Annotated in this window: 13 protein-coding genes; 7 read left to right on the forward strand and 6 right to left on the reverse strand. The window is 67.3% G+C overall.

Annotated elements, in window-relative coordinates:
* Nucleotides 1-3: 3 nt before the first annotated feature.
* Together NR810_RS24505 and NR810_RS24510 are read left to right on the forward strand one after the other, a co-directional pair.
* Nucleotides 4-2,328 carry a hypothetical protein gene (locus tag NR810_RS24505; RefSeq protein ID WP_257455799.1) on the forward strand — a complete coding sequence of 775 codons (2,325 nt, stop codon included), beginning with the start codon at nt 4-6 and terminating at the stop codon, nt 2,326-2,328.
* Nucleotides 2,325-3,665, forward strand: coding sequence for a hypothetical protein (locus tag NR810_RS24510; protein WP_257455800.1), 1,341 nt, complete (start codon nt 2,325-2,327; stop codon nt 3,663-3,665). The genes NR810_RS24505 and NR810_RS24510 overlap by 4 nt, the downstream gene beginning before the upstream one ends.
* Before the next feature lie 11 nt (nt 3,666-3,676).
* On the opposite strand, the gene NR810_RS24515 is transcribed toward NR810_RS24510, so the two are convergent.
* On the reverse strand, nt 3,677-4,216 hold the full coding sequence (locus tag NR810_RS24515) for a hypothetical protein (protein ID WP_257455802.1): 540 nt from the start codon (nt 4,214-4,216) through the stop codon (nt 3,677-3,679).
* A gap of 52 nt (nt 4,217-4,268) precedes the next feature.
* Entirely contained in the window at nt 4,269-4,793 is a 525-nt protein-coding gene (locus tag NR810_RS24520; protein WP_257455803.1) for a glycine cleavage system protein R, read from the reverse strand.
* A 120-nt stretch (nt 4,794-4,913) separates the two neighbouring features.
* Between NR810_RS24520 and NR810_RS24525 the strand changes: the two genes are divergently transcribed.
* The 3 genes from NR810_RS24525 to NR810_RS24535 all read left to right on the forward strand — a co-directional run bounded on the left by NR810_RS24525 (nt 4,914) and on the right by NR810_RS24535 (nt 8,738).
* Entirely contained in the window at nt 4,914-5,507 is a 594-nt protein-coding gene (locus NR810_RS24525) for a DUF1993 domain-containing protein (RefSeq protein ID WP_257455804.1), read from the forward strand.
* Between the two features lie 131 nt (nt 5,508-5,638).
* Nucleotides 5,639-6,220: a type 1 glutamine amidotransferase domain-containing protein gene (locus NR810_RS24530; protein ID WP_257455805.1), complete on the forward strand. Its 582-nt coding sequence runs from the start codon at nt 5,639-5,641 to the stop codon at nt 6,218-6,220.
* A 193-nt stretch (nt 6,221-6,413) separates the two neighbouring features.
* On the forward strand, nt 6,414-8,738 hold the full coding sequence (locus NR810_RS24535) for a PAS domain-containing sensor histidine kinase (RefSeq protein ID WP_257455806.1): 2,325 nt from the start codon (nt 6,414-6,416) through the stop codon (nt 8,736-8,738).
* A gap of 7 nt (nt 8,739-8,745) precedes the next feature.
* Here the strand turns inward: NR810_RS24535 and NR810_RS24540 are convergent, their stop codons facing one another.
* Both NR810_RS24540 and NR810_RS24545 read right to left on the reverse strand, forming a co-directional pair.
* Nucleotides 8,746-9,408, reverse strand: coding sequence for a potassium channel family protein (locus NR810_RS24540; RefSeq protein WP_257455808.1), 663 nt, complete (start codon nt 9,406-9,408; stop codon nt 8,746-8,748).
* A gap of 9 nt (nt 9,409-9,417) precedes the next feature.
* Nucleotides 9,418-11,094, reverse strand: a complete 1,677-nt coding sequence (locus NR810_RS24545) for a TrkH family potassium uptake protein (RefSeq protein ID WP_257455809.1) — start codon at nt 11,092-11,094, stop codon at nt 9,418-9,420.
* A 477-nt stretch (nt 11,095-11,571) separates the two neighbouring features.
* Here NR810_RS24545 and NR810_RS24550 point away from each other — a divergent pair, with 477 nt between their 5' ends.
* The gene (locus NR810_RS24550) at nt 11,572-12,498 is read left to right on the forward strand and encodes an ABC transporter ATP-binding protein (RefSeq protein WP_257455810.1); all 927 of its coding nucleotides are present in this window, start codon (nt 11,572-11,574) and stop codon (nt 12,496-12,498) included.
* Nucleotides 12,495-13,256, forward strand: a complete 762-nt coding sequence (locus tag NR810_RS24555; RefSeq protein WP_257455821.1) for an ABC transporter permease — start codon at nt 12,495-12,497, stop codon at nt 13,254-13,256. The genes NR810_RS24550 and NR810_RS24555 overlap by 4 nt, the downstream gene beginning before the upstream one ends.
* Before the next feature lie 75 nt (nt 13,257-13,331).
* On the opposite strand, the gene NR810_RS24560 is transcribed toward NR810_RS24555, so the two are convergent.
* Both NR810_RS24560 and mxcL read right to left on the reverse strand, forming a co-directional pair.
* Nucleotides 13,332-14,144, reverse strand: a complete 813-nt coding sequence (locus NR810_RS24560; RefSeq protein ID WP_257455822.1) for a pectate lyase — start codon at nt 14,142-14,144, stop codon at nt 13,332-13,334.
* Between the two features lie 298 nt (nt 14,145-14,442).
* Complete coding sequence (mxcL, locus tag NR810_RS24565) at nt 14,443-15,729, reverse strand: myxochelin B biosynthesis transaminase MxcL (protein ID WP_257455823.1); 1,287 nt, start codon at nt 15,727-15,729, stop codon at nt 14,443-14,445.
* Between the last annotated feature and the right edge of the window lie 3 nt (nt 15,730-15,732).

Consider the following 15,732-nt stretch of genomic DNA (forward strand, 5'->3'; position numbering starts at 1 on the left):
CCGATGACTTCCACATCGCCGCTGCTGCTGTTGCTGTCCCAGGTGGAAGGGCCGGAGTCGGGGTGGACAATGCGCGCTGAGGCCCGGGCATATCCGTGGGCGGCGGTGCTGCTGGGGGTCGTGCTACTGACGAGCGGCTGCGTCACGCTGGCACCGCAACCCGGTGGGAGCTCCTCTGGCGGCCCGCGAGCCCTCTCCACGATGCGAGAGACGGGGGCGCCGGGCGAGCAGGAGAGGCTGCACCGCCGCTGGGGCGCCCGGGGACTGGGCCCGGACGCAGCCATGGGGAGCGCGAGCGGAGCAGCCTCGTACGCCCAGGGCCCCGCCGCCTGCGGAGGTAGGGCCCTGCCCCCGGGTTGGCCCGACTTCTCCTCCGGCGACAGGGAGGCACTCCTCGCCCCCTTCCTCACGTGCGCCTCGCCCGTCGAATTCCTCGCGCTGCAGGAGCACGTGGACATGCCCCGCCTGGTGGAAGCGCTGGACGACTGGCGCGCCGTGCGGTTGGGAGCCCAGGGCACACCGCGCGAGGATGCCGCCGGCATTCTCAACCACAAGCGAACCTCCCTCCTCCTCAATGCCACCGAGGCTCATGGAACCGTCAGGGCCCAGGTACTCGCCGTCTTCATCGTCGACTCCGCCCATGACGACGACTTGAGGGAGATTCTCTTCCTCCTGGCCCAGCACAAACGGCTGGCGGAAACGCTCGCGCTGCTGCCCGAATTCCAGACGGCACTGGAGAAGAGAGGGCTGAAACCCACGGCCCGTGCGGATCGGGACTTTCAATGGAAGGACCTGGGCCGAGGCCTTGCCCGCGCTGGCAGGGATGCGCTCTCCAGCACTTCGCTCAGCGGTGATGCGAGAGGCTTCAACTTCACCCTCATACGAGGCCAACTTCCTCCAAGCTACCAGGAGGCCCTCGACGAGGCGGAGAGGAAGTGGGCGGCGCAGCACTTCTCCGGGGGCAACGTGGTGCTGGGTGGCTTCGACCACCTCACCTTCGGCGTGCCGTTGGGCTTCTACAGCCTGCTGGCCGGAACGGGCCATGGGGCGTACGCGCTGACACAAGGCAGATACGAGCAGGCCACGCGCGAATTGGCGCCAGCGGCACTCCTGGTGGCGCTCTACGCGGGTGGCAAGGGCGTGCGCTACCTCTCCGAGGGGAGAGGCGCACCGGGGACGGGGCCGCACCTCCTCGGCGGACTCGAGGCGATGGAGCTGCGGCTGCGAGCCCTCGATGAAACGGCGCGGCGATTGGAAGGGCTGCTCGGCCTGAAGGGACTGCGGGAACTGGCCCGGTACATCCAGGCCAGCCGGGAGGCGAGCCGTTTCGTCGCCGTGGGCGGGGTGGACGCCGCGCTGGCGCTGCATGAGGCCCGAGGGGATGTGGCCAGGGCCCGGCCGCTGATGTCCAGCGCCAGGCTCAAGGCCACGGGCTCCTCCGCGAGCAGGAGCGGTGCGGAAACAGGCACCGGGAAGGTGGCCACCGCGGCCGACGAAGCCACACACCGCTCTGGCTGGGTGGCGCGTGAAGTGGAGCGCCCTGGCACCCTGGCCTCGCTGGTGGACGAACAGGCCGGCCACACGCGGGAGGTAGTGGAAGCGAAACTCTCGGCGGTGGAGCTCGAGTCGGCGAGCCCGCGCCTGCCCAAGGACGCGAGCGTGCTGGTGAAGCAGCGCCCTTCTCTCGACGCCCCGCCGCCTGGGGCCCGCGGCAACCCACGCTGGCGCGAGTACGTCGACTACTACGAGAAGCGCCTGGGAGAGGTGAAGGAGGGCAAGGCCGCAAAGGGCCCGCTGCCATGGGAGGCCTACGAGCAGATGCGGGCGTGGTTCGCCCGGGGGCTGGCCTTCGAGCGCGTCATGGTGGCACTGCTGGAGGCCGACGCGCAGCTACCTCGGGCACAGCGCCGCTTCCTCGGGGACTTCGACAAGCCCCGCATTGAAACGAATGTGGGCGTGAGAAAGCCGAGCCCGGGGCTGCGCTACGCGGATGTGCTCGTCATCGAAGAGGGCGGGCTTGCCGGACAGCCACGTCGTGTCGAGACGTTCAGCTTCAAGAGCCGAGACCTCTCGGGGATGAAATTCGAAACCTTGGCGGCCCAGATGATTGAGGACGCAAGGGAAGCTCTGCGGAACTACGGCGAGACGCTGGACATCCGCCGCGACTCCATCCAATCCCTTCTCCCTGGAGGCAGCAAGGTGAAGGTGCCGAGAGTACGTCTCGTTTACGAAGGCGGAGACCTCAAGCCCAAGAATGAGAACGTCTTGACGAGAGCCTTGGACGAAGCCAAGGAAATGGTTCCGGAAGTGGAGGTATCGGTCCAATGAAGGCGCTGAGCGTGCATGATTTGCAGCCGGAGGACAGCCTCTGGCTCGATTTCAAAGGTGCCTTCAACCCGCAGGCGGCACGGGAAAGCGAACTAGAGCCACTCATCGAGGCGATTGAGAAGTACGCCAGCGGGTGGATGCCGGACATCGTCAATGGAAAGCGGCTGCGCAAATACTCTCGTGCTTCTATTTGGAAGGCACTGGACGAGCGACTCGATGGGAACAGTACGGCCCTGGGGCTCTACCGGACAGAGTGGCCCGCGCTGGACAGTCGACTCAGGCTATGGCTTCCACCGCGAGTTCCCGAACTAGACATCATCATCAATGTGAAGCCGCTCTTATTCTTTGCGGAGGAGAAGCGCTGCCGCCATTTTATGGAGATGGTGCGTGAGTGGGCTTCCCATTACCTGGTTCCCCATGCCGTGGCTCACAGCAGTGATGATATGGAGCTGGCTGGTTTCCCCAGCTTTGGCCGCGACGACGAGACTCGAAGAAGAGACGGGTTCGACAAAATCTACGAGGTGTTCTGGCTCAACGTTTTCGGCCCCAAGCTGGTGGAGATAGTCGGTCGCGAGCGCATGCTGTCCACACCGGCCCACCGGGTGGAGGAACTCCCGAATGGCTCCGTCCTCCTGGTGACGTGGCCCACCGTGGCGGATTTCGCCAGCAGGGAGGCACGGCTTGCCCAGGCCCGCGCCCACGCCCACCTCCGGCCGGACCTGGACTTCGACACCGTGCTGCACAACCTGCTCGCGCGCAGTGCGAGGCTCGCCCCCGTCGAGCCCCGCTTCCACCCGGACCTGGCTCCGCTCCTCTCGCGTGTGGTGGACCGCGCCGCCAGTCACGAGCGCCAGCGCAGGATCGCCGAGCTCAACGCCTGGCAGCCGCCCGAGCCCGAGGAGTGGCGCCCCGTCGACTCCGCCCTCCCCTCGGACGTGGACGACGCGGAACGTGCTCGCGAGCATTACAGCACCCTCGCCGAGCACCTCGTGGCCCTGCTGCACACGAAGGTTCCCTCCATCTTCGAGGCGACACCCGAGTCCCTCACGGACGCCGACTTCTACTTCTGGCGCGAGGAGTTCCCGGCGAGCCGCCAGCGGGAAGCCATTGACGAGACCGCCGTGCCCGCCATTGGTGCGTACCTGGGCGAGGTGCTGGTGCGAAATCTCGGTGGCGAATGGATACCGCGCCAGAAGCTCGAGGAGGCGCAAGTGCGCGTAGGCAGCCGCGTCTGGTTGCCCTTCGTTCGGGCGCGCCACTACATGACCTCGCGACAGTCGCTTCTGGACTACTCCCTCACCCGGCTCTATCGCGCGGCCGAGCGGCACCGAGGCTGAGAACGAGGGCGCTACCGGACGAACACGGGCGCGGACACGTCGACGGAGTACGGCACCGCCGCCGCGCCAGTGGCACGGACGCGGACGAAGAAGGGGCCTCCGTGCTCCGCCCGCAGGAGACGCACCTCACCCGCCTGGTGCTGAACGATGTCCCCAGGTGCGCTCAACGGCAGCGGGTTGCCCTTGCCGTCGAGGAGCTCGACCTCCAACGGCCCCAGCGCCGCGTCCCAGCGCACGACCGCGCCAGAGGGGTAGCAGCAGTCGCCATGGGCGTGAATCCAGTCCGCGTCCCCGGGGCACGCCACCCGCCCCTCGAGCTTCAACGGCCCGTGATTGAAGACGTGGGAGACGGCGGGGACGGCCAGCCCCTGCTCCAGCGTGTCGTCGTCCTCCCACGCGTCATCCGTACAGGCCGGACCGTCAGGTGACCCGCTCCCACGCGGGAGCCCACTCCCCTCCCCGGCCGTGCGGCAGGCGCCCATCCCCCACGAGGAGGCCCCCATCAGCGCGAGACACAGCAACCTCATCATCCGGCGACGTGTAGCAGGCATGGGGGTCCTCTCGAGGGTGGCGGGTTGGAGACATGAACAACGCCAGCATTCTTCAGATGGCGTCGAGATCGATGTCGCAGCCGATCTTCTCGCCGAGCGCGCCCAGCTCGTCCCGCATCCTGCGGGCGCTCGTGCCCTGCGGAAGGGTGACGACGCCCTCGAGCACGAAGAGCGGCGTCCCCGCGAAGGGCGCCGACTCGACGCGAGTCTCGAGCTCCTCGACGTTGACGGAGTGCTGGCGGAGGAGCGCGGTCACGCGGGCGGCGATGCCCGGCTGGTCGTTGCTGTAGACCTTGAGGCGGTAGGGAACGCCGCCAGGAGCCCGCGAGGTGCTGGCGGCCGCCTCGTACATCTCGAGACGGAGCCCCATCCCCGAGCCGTCGCTCTCGAGCTTGCGCCGGAGCGAGGCGAGCGCTTCGGAGGAACCCTCGATGAGGGCGAGCAGGGCGAAGTGGCCGCGCAGATTGACCATGCGGCTGTCGGAGAGGCTGGCGCCAACGTCGAACACATGACGGGTGAGGTCGGCGACGAGCCCTGGACGATCGGGACCCACTGCGGTGACGATGAGCTGAGGCATAGGGCCGCCACCATAACAACCCGGCTCGGGCCGCGAACGCACATCCTTCACGGAGCATGGCCGACCTGTCGGAAGCGGACGTTCCGCCGGCGGCGGTACGGGTCACTCCAGGACAACTCCATGGAAATCTCAGTCCATCAAGCCAGCATCCCCACCCTGCTCCGCATGCTGCGGAACCTGGAGCACATCCTCCAAAAGGCAGCCGCCTTCGCGGAGAAGGAACGGATGAATCCGGAGCTGCTCCTGGAGCGGCGCCTCCATCCGGACATGTTCCCGCTGTCGAGACAGGTGGAGATCGTCGTCTCTGGCGCGAAGGGGTGCGCCGCGCGCTTGGCCGGCCGCATCGCTCTGGACGATGAGTCGCCGGAGCTCGCGGTCTTCAACAGGGGCTCCGAGCAGGAGTTCGGCGAGCGGCTGACGTCATTCACCGCGCTGCGGACGCTGATCCAGGAGGCGCTCGGTTATCTGGAAACGATCTCGCGGGAGGAGGTCGACGCCGGGCCGGAACGGCCCATCTCCGTGGCCAAGCCGGGAGAGGTTCGCGTCTTCGAGAACCCCCGGTCGTTCGTGCTCCTCTCCGTCCTCCCGAACCTCTATTTCCACATCACGGTGGTGTACGCCTTGCTGAGATCGGCGGGGGTTCCCCTGGGCAAGCAGGACTTCGAGGGAGCCCCAGCCTATCGAATCCGGCGCCCCGCTGAAGACGCCGGGTGACGTCACCGAGGGGCAGCCCGGCGGACAGGCGCCACCCTCCCCCTCGGCCAGACGAGGCATCACGTTGTCAGCGGGCGCGTCGTGGGCACCTTGCACACGGACAAAGGCATCCCTCTTCCAAGGAGGCGCTCATGGCGCGCATCGCATTCATCGTGGACAAGGATTTCGAGGACTCGGAGTTCCGGGTGCCCTACGACCAGGTGAAGCAGGCCGGGCACGAGCCCGTCATCATCGGTCTGGAAGCCGGCAAGGAGCTCCAGGGCAAGAAGGGCAAGGAGACGATCCGCGCCGACAAGGCGATCCAGGACGTGCGGGCGGAGGACTTCGCCGCGCTGGTGATTCCGGGAGGCTACTCACCGGACCACCTGCGCATGGACTCCCGGATGGTCGGCTTCGTGCGGGACTTCTTCAAGGCGGACAAGCCCATCGCCGCCATCTGTCACGCGCCGTGGATGCTCGTGGAGGCGGACATCGCGGACGGACGCACGGTCACCTCATTCCCTTCCATCAAGACGGACCTGCTCAACGCGGGGGCGCGCTGGGTGGATCGCGAAGTGGTGGAGGACGGCAACCTCATCACCTCGCGCAAGCCGGATGACTTGAAGGCCTTCTGCGCCGCGCTGCTGCGCCAGGTGGACCAGGGCATCGCCTCGCGCCTCGAGTCTCCCCTGGCCGCCCAGTCCACCGCGGCTCCACCGCCCTCGGTGCATTGAGGCCAGGAGGGAGGGGTAGTGCACCTCGGCGAAGACACCGCCGGGGCCCAGCGCGTACTTGAGGGCCTGACACGCCCCGGTCCGCCGGGCTGGTCAGAGAGAGGCTGGGCCGACTTTGTGATGTCCTCACCGTGTTGCAGATTAGATTCATGTAGCGAGGAGGTGTCTCGTCACAAGGGGAGCAGGGAAGCCCATGTCGACAGTCGACGGGCAAGGACGTGAGGCAAGAAGAAAGCCCTCCGTCCCCTCCTTTCCCAAGCTGCTCGTCCTGGTAGGGGCCAGCCTTCACGCCACGCTGATCGTCGACAGCCAGGGTCGGATCGTCCGGGTGGACAACACCCTGGCCCCCGCCGGAGGGTGGGAGCTCGAAGCGCCGCTCGAAGGACGGACCCTCGAGGAGGTGCTCCACCACCACCCCTGGCTCACCCATGCCCTCCGGACGGCCCTCACCGGACAGGAGACGGCCTGCGAAGGCGGCGAGCCAGCCCGGCGGATGAGAGCCCTCGTGCTTCCCATCTTCGGAGACGACGGCCAGTGCCTGGGCGCCTGTGCCCGCCTGAGAGCGAGCGCCCCGCAACCCGAGACGGCCCACCACGAGGCACTGAAACAGGAGCTCACCCGGACCCAGCAACAGTACGAAGAGCTCCTCAACGCCCTGGACTGCATCGTCTGGGAAGCCGACGTGGGCTTCCGCTTCACCTTCGTCAACAAGCAGTCCGAACGCCTGCTCGGCTATTCCCCCCTCGAATGGATACAGGAGCCGGACTTCTGGGAGAACCACGTCCATCCCGAGGACCGAGGGTGGGCCCAGGCCTATTGCATGAAGGCCACCCGGGAGCGCAGGCCCTATGAGTTCGAGTACCGCATGGTGGCCACGGATGGACGCATCGTGTGGCTGCGGGCCCACGTCACGGTGCTCGTCGAGGAGGGACAGCCCCCGAAGCTCCGCGGCATCATGGTGGACGTCACCGAGCAGCGCCAGGCCCGGGAGAAGCTGGAGCGGACGGCCTCCCTGCTGCGCGCCACGTTCGACTCCATCGCGGATGGCGTGATCGTGGTGGACACGAACCAGCGGCTCACCGCCTACAACAAGCGGTTCCAGCTGCTCTGGGGGCTCCCCGATGACGTCCTGCTGGTGAACATGGACATCGCGAAGTCGATCACCGTCGCCGCCCCCCTGCTCAAGGACCCGGAGCGGTTCATCCTGCGGCTCCAGGAGATGTTCGTGGTCTCCGAGCAGGTGTACGTCGATACCATCGAGTTCCTCGATGGCCGCATCCTCGAGCTCACCTCGCTGCCCCAACGGATGGGAAGCACCATCATCGGACGCATCTGGAGCTACCGGGATGTCACGGAGGAGCGCCGCGGCAAGGCGGAGCAGGAGCGGTTGTTCGCGGCCGAGCAGAACGCGCGCGAGCAGCTGGAGGAGTCGTTCGCCCTGCTCGACACCTTCCTGAACAACGCGCCCATCGGACTGGGCTTCCTCAGCCGCGACCTGCGCTTCATCCGGACCAACGACGCGCTGGCCGCGCTCCATGGCAAGACCCGGGAGGAGGAGGTGGGCCGGGAGCTCCGCGAGATGGCGCCGTACGTGGCGAACACCATCGAGCCCCTCATGCGCCAGGTCATGGAGACCGGTGAGCCCCTCATCGGACTGGACACGGCGCTCGAGGTCCCGGCCACCCCGGGCCAGTTGCGGTACTGGCGCGTCAGCTACTACCCCGTCCGGACGAAGAGCGGGAGGATCGTGGGCGTCGGCGCCGTGGTCGTCGAGTTGACGCAGGAGCGCCGCGCGCAGGAGGAGCGGGAGCGGCTGCTGCGCGAGGCCCACGAGGCCATCCGGATCCGGGATGACTTCCTCTCCATCGCCTCGCACGAGCTGAAGACCCCCCTCACGCCCATCAAGCTCCACTTGCAGAGGCTCGAGCAGCGGAGCGCCGCCGGGCAGCCCATCCCGCCCCAGCTCGCGCAGAAGGCACTCGCCCAGGTGGACCGGCTCACCGGGGTGATCTCCGACATGCTGGACTCCTCGCGGATCGAGGCGGGGCTGCTGGAGCTGGAGCGCGAGCCCCTGTCACTCCAGGAGCTCATCCGCGAGGTCCTGGCCGGCTTCCGCCCGCACTGTCTCCATCACCCGCTGGAGTACGAGGAATGCGCGGAGGCGCTCGTCGTCCAGGGGGACTGGAGCCGGCTCGCGCAGGTGCTGACGAACCTGCTGGAGAACGCCCTCAAGTACAGCCCCCAGAAAGGGCCGATCCGCGTCACGCTCACCCGGAGCGGAGCGGAGGCGCTCGTCTCCGTCTCGGACTCCGGAATCGGCATCCCGGCGGACCAGCAGGCGCACCTCTTCGAGCGCTTCTTCCGGGCCCGGAACGCCCCCGTGTCTGGCTTTGGCGGGTTGGGGCTCGGGCTCTACATCAGCCGGCACCTCGTCGAGCGTCACGGCGGCCGCATCTGGGTGGAGAGCGAGTCGGGCCAGGGCGCCACCTTCCGCTTCACCCTCCCGGTCCCCCCTTGAGGCGGGACTACCGTTCCAAATCCCACAGCCGGGCGAGTGACGCCACGCGCTCGCCCCGGCCCGCCACCAACAGGATGTCTCCCGCGTGCAGCATCGCCTCGGGGATGGGCTCGTTCACCACGCCCCGGTGCTGGATGGCGATGACGTTCAGCCCGTGCGTCTGCCTCAGCCTCATCTCCTGCAGACTCCTGCCCGCCGCATGCTCGGGCACCTTCAGCTCGGCCAGCGCGTAGCCATTGGGCAGCTCCGTGCTCGCCTGCATGCTCGAGTGCAGCAGCATCCTCGCCAGTTGCTCGCCCATCTCCGCTTCCGGGTACACCACGCGCGTGGCCCCCGCCAGCGAGAGGATCTTCCCCCGCTGCCAGCTCGAGGTGCGCACCACCACCGTCTTCACCCCCAACCCCTTGAGCACCGCGGTGCCCAGCACCGCCGGCTCGAAGTCCTCCTCGCCCAACGCCACCACCGCCACCTCGGCCTTGGCCACCCCCAGCATGCGCATGGCCTCTTCCGAGGTGCAGTCCGCCCGCACCGCCTGCGCCACCACGTCCTTGAGCGCCTCCACCCGCTCCATCGAGAGGTCCACCGCCAACACCTCCCCCCCCGCCTCCGACAGGCGCCGCGCCACGTGCTCGCCGAACTGTCCCAGGCCCACCACCACGTACTTCTTCATCGTCACTCCTCAGCCCACGACGATCTTGGTCGAGGGGTAGCTGTAGCTCGCGCGCGCCTTGGACAACCCCACCGCGAGCGCGAGGGTGAAGGGGCCCAGCCGCCCCACGAACATGGACGCGCACACCACCAGCTTGCCCAGGGCGGACAACTGCGGCGTCACCCCCGTGGACAGCCCCACGGTGCCGAAGGCGCTCACCGCCTCGAAGAGCAGGTCGCGGAACGGCAGGTGGGGCTCGGCGGCGAAGAGGAGGAAGGCCAGCCCGAAGAGCAGGCCGAAGGAGATGAGCGCCACCGCGCATGCCCGGTACACCGTGGCCGGGGGCACGCTGCGCCCCATCACCTCCACCTCCGAGCGGGTGTTGAGCAGGGCCCGGAAGGTGAAGGCCAGCACCGCCACCGTCGTCGTCTTCACCCCGCCCGCGGTGCCTCCCGGCGAGCCTCCGATGAACATCAGCACCAGGCACAGCAGCAACATGGGCGTGCCCAGCTTCGACAGATCCACCGAGTTGAAGCCCGCGGTGCGCAGGGACACGCTCTGGAAGAAGCTGGCCCACAGCCGCTGTCCCAGCGAGAGCCCGGCCAGCGACTGGTTCCACTCCAGGGCGAGCCAGGCGAGCGCGCCCCCCACCACCAGCACCGCGCTGGTGAGGAGCACCACGCGCGTATGCACCGGCAGGAAGCTCCAGGCACCGCGCGGGCCGCGCTCCCTCCACGTCTTCCAGTCCAGCAGCGAGGTGACGACGGGGAAGCCCAGGCCGCCCAGGGTGATGAGCGCCATCACCGTGAGGTTGACGCCGGGGCTGCCCACGAAGCGCATGAGGTTGTCCGGGTAGAGGCCGAAGCCGGCGTTGCAGAAGGCGCTCACCGCGTGGAACACGGCGTAGAAGGCCCGCTCGGAGGCGGTCAGCGGATGGCCGTCCGGGGCCAGCACCATGGACGGATAGAGGGCCAGCGCGCCCAGCACCTCCAGCGTCACCGTGATGAGGACCATGGAGTAGAGCATCCGCTGGAAGCCCAGCACCGTCTCCTCCTCGAGCAGTTCCTGCATGGCCCCCCGGGTCCGCGCCGAGAGCTGGCTGCGGAAGGCCAGGGCCAACGTGGTGGTAATGGTCATGATGCCCAGACCTCCCACCTGGATGAGCCCCAGGATCACCCATTGGCCAAAGGTGCTGAAGTAGCCGCCGGTGTCCACCACGGCGAGCCCCGTCACGCACGAGGCGCTGGTGGCGGTGAAGAGCGCCACCAGGAAGGGCGCGCCCATGCCGTCGCGCGTGGCCGCGGGGAACATCAACGCCAGCGTCCCCAGGGAGATGGTGAGCAGGAAGGACAGGCACAGCAGCGGCAGGGGCCGGCTCAGCAGGGCCTGGAGCACGGGCCTCGCGGGGCGCCAGGCCACCAGGTCGATGCACTCGCGCGCCAGCAGCCGCAGGGCCAGCAGGGTCGCCGAGGCCCGGGGACCCCCCGCCCCCAGCGAGAGCGCCGCTGGCACGGCGAAGAGCAGGTCCGGCCACCGGTGGCGCCACAAGCGCAGGCGGAAGGCCCAGGTGTCGCGCACCAGTTCTCCGCAGAAGGTGGCCACCACCGCCCCGGCCAGCAGCGCCGCCACCAGTTCCCTCCAGGGGCCCGCCCTGCCGCGCACGGTGAACTCGAAGAGGATCAGGGCCACCACCGCGGCCCTGCTCATCCGGCGAGGCCAGTCACGAGACCGGGAGCGGCGGCGCGGCGCCTCGGGTGGAGGCGGCCGCGGGGGCAACTCGGAGAGGGGCTCGGGCTTCGCTTGGGAAGGGGCTGCGGAGGTCATCAGGGGGTGTGGGGCCGACGCGGCGGCTCAACCCTAGCACCTCGAATGAAGGCGGGAGAAACAAGGTGGAGCGCGGGTAGCACTGTCAGCAAACCCGATTCGAATTCGTGAGCTCCGGTCCTGCCTGGAGCGGGCTCGGGGCTCGGGCTTCCGTTCATCCAACCCATCCCCGGACAGAACGTGGTGGTGTTCGCGGCGACGGACGGCGTCTCCGGCATGGAGCCGTGGCGGTAGCTGCGCGTCACCGCTCGCGTTCTGACACCTTCGAGCGGCTCCGCTGGCGAGTAGCCGAACCCGCTTCGAAGTCGGAGGAGAGTCCGGATACGTTCCCGGCCCATCACATCGTTCGAGGGGAGTTCCGTGCAGCCGGTCATCTCCGTCAAGAACCTCAGCAAGACGTACGCATCGGGTTTCCAGGCGCTCAAGTCCATCGACCTGGAGATCCGGCGCGGGGAGATCTTCGCCCTGTTGGGCCCCAATGGGGCTGGGAAGACCACGCTGATCAGCACCATCTGCGGGATCGTCAGCCCGAGCGGGGGCACGGTGCTGGCCGACGGGCATGACATCGTGTCGGACTTCCGCGCGGCCCGGGAGAAGATCGGGCTGGTGCCGCAGGAGCTGTCCACCGACGCGTTCGAGAGCGTCTGGGCCACGGTGAACTTCAGCCGTGGCCTGTTCGGCAAGCCGCGCAACCCGGCCTACATCGAGAAGGTGCTGCGCGACCTGTCGCTGTGGGACAAGAAGGACGCCCGCATCATGACGCTGTCCGGCGGCATGAAGCGCCGGGTGCTGATCGCCAAGGCGCTGTCGCACGAGCCGAAGATCCTCTTCCTCGATGAACCCACCGCGGGTGTCGACGTCGAGCTGCGCCACGACATGTGGCAGATGGTGCGTGGCTTGCGCGAGAGCGGCGTGACCATCATCCTGACCACGCACTACATCGAAGAGGCCGAGAAGATGGCCGACCGGATCGGCGTCATCCGCCAGGGCGAGCTCATCCTGGTCGAGGACAAGGCGGTGCTGATGCGCAAGCTCGGCAAGAGGCAGCTGACCCTGACCTTGCGCGACCGGCTGGAGCGCATCCCCGAGGCGCTGACCGGGCTCGCACTCGAGCTGTCCGGTGATGGCAACACGCTGGTCTACACCTTCGATACCCAGGCGGAGGAGACGGGCATCGCGACGCTGCTGCGGCGGCTGGGTGAGCACGGCATCGACTTCAAGAACCTGCAGTCCAGCGAGAGCTCGCTGGAGGACATCTTCGTCAGCCTGGTGAGGGCACGGTCATGAACCTGTATGCGATCCGCGCCATCTACCGGTTCGAGATGGCGCGCACCTTCCGCACGTTGATGCAGAGCATCGCCTCTCCGGTGCTGTCCACGTCGCTGTACTTCGTGGTGTTCGGCTCGGCGATCGGCTCGCGCATGGGGGAGATCAACGGCGTCAGCTACGGGGCCTTCATCATCCCCGGCCTGCTCATGCTGTCACTGCTGAACGAGAGCATCTCCAACGCCTCGTTCGGCATCTACATGCCGAGGTGGTCGGGCACCATCTACGAGGTGCTGTCCGCGCCGGTGTCCTACGTCGAGGTGGTGATCGGCTACGTCGGCGCCGCGGCCACCAAGTCGGTGATGCTGGGGGTGTTGATCCTCACGACGGCCCGGGTATTCGTGCCCTATGAAATCGCGCATCCGCTGTGGATGGCCTGCTTCCTGGTGCTGACCGCGGTGACCTTCAGCCTGTTCGGCTTCATCATCGGCGTCTGGGCGGACGGCTTCGAGAAGCTGCAGGTCATCCCGCTGCTCGTCGTCACCCCGCTGACGTTCCTCGGGGGCGCCTTCTACTCGATCAACATGCTGCCGCCCGTCTGGCAGAAGATCACCCTGTTCAACCCGGTGGTGTATCTGGTCAGCGGCTTCCGCTGGAGCTTCTACGGCGCCTCCGACGTCAACGTCACCATCAGCGTCGGCATGACCCTGGTCTTCCTCGTGCTGTGCCTGGCCGCCGTGCGGTGGATCTTCAAGACGGGCTACAAGCTGAAGTCCTGAGGCCCACGCCGTCTCAGGGGGGTCCGTGAAATTGCCATTCACGGACCCGGCCCTGTGCTGCCTGCTAGGCAGAGCTCACCAGCTCAACACGTCGGTCTTGGAAACGCGGCATGTGGTGGTATTCCACTGGCTCGCGCCGTCGTTGACCTTCTTCGACTCACCCTTGTGATCGGTGACGCCGATGAACTCCGTGCAGATCTTCGGCTTGTCCTTCGACGCGTTGTAGCCGCCCTTGACGAAGAGGTTGGTGATCGTGACGGTGTCCCCGTAGTTCTGGTTCGCGCCCGCGACGGCCGACTTGATGCCCTCGAGCTTGACGTTGTCGATGATCAGGTTGCGAGGACCACCGTTGTTCGTGCAGTCACCGCAGGAGCGCCAGAGCTTCCCGAAGTCGCTGATGTAGGAATTCTTGATGATGGTCTTGGAGTTGCCCTTGGCGTTGTGCTGGAACACCTTGTCACTGGCGTGCAGGGCGATCACGTGGTTGAGCGTCATCGTCGCCCCGTCCTTCGTGTTCGTCGCCGCGTCCTCGCAGACGTCCTCCCAGTAGACGTGGTCGAGCGTGCAGCTGCCCAGACAGACGATGCCATTGCCGGCGGCGAGACCGCCCGGGATGATGAGATTCTTGACGGTGACACCGTCCTCGACCTCGAACACCGTCTTCTGGTTTTCACCGTCGCACGAAGCGGTGTTGTTCACGCCAATCTTCTTGTTGGCGAAATCGTAGACATCCGAGCCACCGTTGGCGGCGTTCTTCAACCGGGTCGTGCTGGTCCTGATCTCGCCAGCGCCATTGCTGGGCGTCGGGATCGTGGTCGAAATGGTCTCCAGCCCACCGACCTCCTCGCCCAGGAGCTCTCCGTTGCTCAGGGCCTCCTCTTCCGTCATCCCTCCGCACCCGCTTCCCAGAACACCCATCATGAGCAGAAAGGCAGGGGCACGCAGTTTCTTATGGGTGAACATGGCGTCACATTTCCTTGTTTGTCTGATGGTCCGGGTTCATGGCACGTCCAACTGATTCACATGCGGAATCAGGATTAACGCGCCTTGAACGCCTTCTGTGTACAAGGCATCAGACCGTGAATCCAATGGAATTCAATTCATCCCAGAAGATCTCGGGGTTCCTTGGAAATGAGTCTCACCCCTTCGAGCCGGGCCCTCTCACAGGGCCCGGCGGACGTCTCACTCAGGCCGCGCTGGGGGCCTGGGCCTGCTGCAGGCACTCACGCATGGCCTCTTCGGCCATGTCGATGGTGTAGTCGATCTGCTCAACGGTATGCGCCGCGCAGATGAAGTTGAGATCGCGGCGCAGCAGGATGCCACGGCGCGCCATGCCGGCCTGGAAGGGCTGGGTGAGCTTCGCGTTCTCCACGGGGTTCTTGGAGAAGCGGAACAGGGGGATGGCGTCATAGCCCAGGATGCGCAGCGGCGAGCCCACGCGCTCGGCCCGGGCGTTGATGCCCGTGGCGAGCCGCCGGCCCAGGTTCGCCAGGTGCTCGGTGAAGCCCGGCTCGCGGCTCACCTTGAGTACGGCCTCGCACACCGCCAGTGACAGGAGCTCGCCGCCGAACGTGGTGGACACCTGCAGGTCCGCCAGCTTGCTCAGGTACTTCTCCGGCCCCGCCACCGCCGACAGGGGCATGCCCGCGGCGATTGCCTTGGACAGACAGACGAAGTCGGCGCGCACGTCGAAGAACTGCTGGGCGCCGCCCGGAGCCAGCCGGAAGCCGGTGATGACCTCGTCCTGGATGAGCAGCACGCCGTGCGCCGTGCACGTGGCGCGCAGCTTGTGCATGAACTCGCGGGTGAGGCAGCGGTTGAAGGGCACCGACAGCAGCACCGCCGCGAGCTGGTTCCCCGTCTGCTCGATGCGGGCGAGCAGCGCGGCCTCGTCCGGCTCCTCGAACAGCGGCATGCGCGTGGTGTACTGGGCCAGCACCGCGGGCACGCCCGGCGTGTCATACATGAAGTGATCGTGCCAGCCGTTGTATCCAATGGTGATGAGGTGCTCCTTGCCCGTGACGTAGCGCGCCAGACGCACCGCCGCCGACGTGGCATCCGCCCCCGTCTTGAAGAAGCGCGCCATCTCCGCGCCGGGGATCATCTCCACCAGCGTCCGCGCGGCGCTCACCTCCCAGGCCGTGGGCAGCGAGTGCAGGAGCCCCTCCTCCAGGTGCTGGCGGATGGTGTCCACGACAGCCGGGTGGTTGTGGCCGAGCGAGCTCGCGCCCAGTCCACAGATGAAGTCGATGTACTGCTGGCCGTCCACGTCCTCCACCAGCGCGCCCTGCCCGCGGGCGAGGTAGACCGGGAAGGAGCCGGGGGCGAACATCTCCGGCTTCTTCATCATCGTCTGGGTGAGACCGGGGACCAGCCGCTTCGCCTCGGCCAGCAGACGGTTGGAGTTGGTGAGATCCATCTTGCCCACGATGGGCCTGGGCAGAGACGGGTGCCTTTTCGCGTGTACGTCCATGGG

The sequence above is a fragment of the Archangium lipolyticum genome, from assembly GCF_024623785.1.
Classification (GTDB): Bacteria; Myxococcota; Myxococcia; order Myxococcales; family Myxococcaceae; genus Archangium; species Archangium lipolyticum.

What these genes read in the sequence shown, in the direction of transcription:
- mxcL (WP_257455823.1), bottom strand. Translation starts at nt 15,729, where the DNA reads ATGGACGTACACGCGAAAAGGCACCCGTCTCTGCCCAGGCCCATCGTG.
- NR810_RS24535 (WP_257455806.1), top strand. Translation starts at nt 6,414, where the DNA reads ATGTCGACAGTCGACGGGCAAGGACGTGAGGCAAGAAGAAAGCCCTCC.
- NR810_RS24505 (WP_257455799.1), top strand. Translation starts at nt 4, where the DNA reads ATGACTTCCACATCGCCGCTGCTGCTGTTGCTGTCCCAGGTGGAAGGG.
- NR810_RS24520 (WP_257455803.1), bottom strand. Translation starts at nt 4,793, where the DNA reads ATGCCTCAGCTCATCGTCACCGCAGTGGGTCCCGATCGTCCAGGGCTC.
- NR810_RS24540 (WP_257455808.1), bottom strand. Translation starts at nt 9,408, where the DNA reads ATGAAGAAGTACGTGGTGGTGGGCCTGGGACAGTTCGGCGAGCACGTG.
- NR810_RS24555 (WP_257455821.1), top strand. Translation starts at nt 12,495, where the DNA reads ATGAACCTGTATGCGATCCGCGCCATCTACCGGTTCGAGATGGCGCGC.
- NR810_RS24560 (WP_257455822.1), bottom strand. Translation starts at nt 14,144, where the DNA reads ATGACGGAAGAGGAGGCCCTGAGCAACGGAGAGCTCCTGGGCGAGGAG.
- NR810_RS24525 (WP_257455804.1), top strand. Translation starts at nt 4,914, where the DNA reads ATGGAAATCTCAGTCCATCAAGCCAGCATCCCCACCCTGCTCCGCATG.
- NR810_RS24510 (WP_257455800.1), top strand. Translation starts at nt 2,325, where the DNA reads ATGAAGGCGCTGAGCGTGCATGATTTGCAGCCGGAGGACAGCCTCTGG.
- NR810_RS24530 (WP_257455805.1), top strand. Translation starts at nt 5,639, where the DNA reads ATGGCGCGCATCGCATTCATCGTGGACAAGGATTTCGAGGACTCGGAG.
- NR810_RS24515 (WP_257455802.1), bottom strand. Translation starts at nt 4,216, where the DNA reads ATGCCTGCTACACGTCGCCGGATGATGAGGTTGCTGTGTCTCGCGCTG.
- NR810_RS24545 (WP_257455809.1), bottom strand. Translation starts at nt 11,094, where the DNA reads ATGAGCAGGGCCGCGGTGGTGGCCCTGATCCTCTTCGAGTTCACCGTG.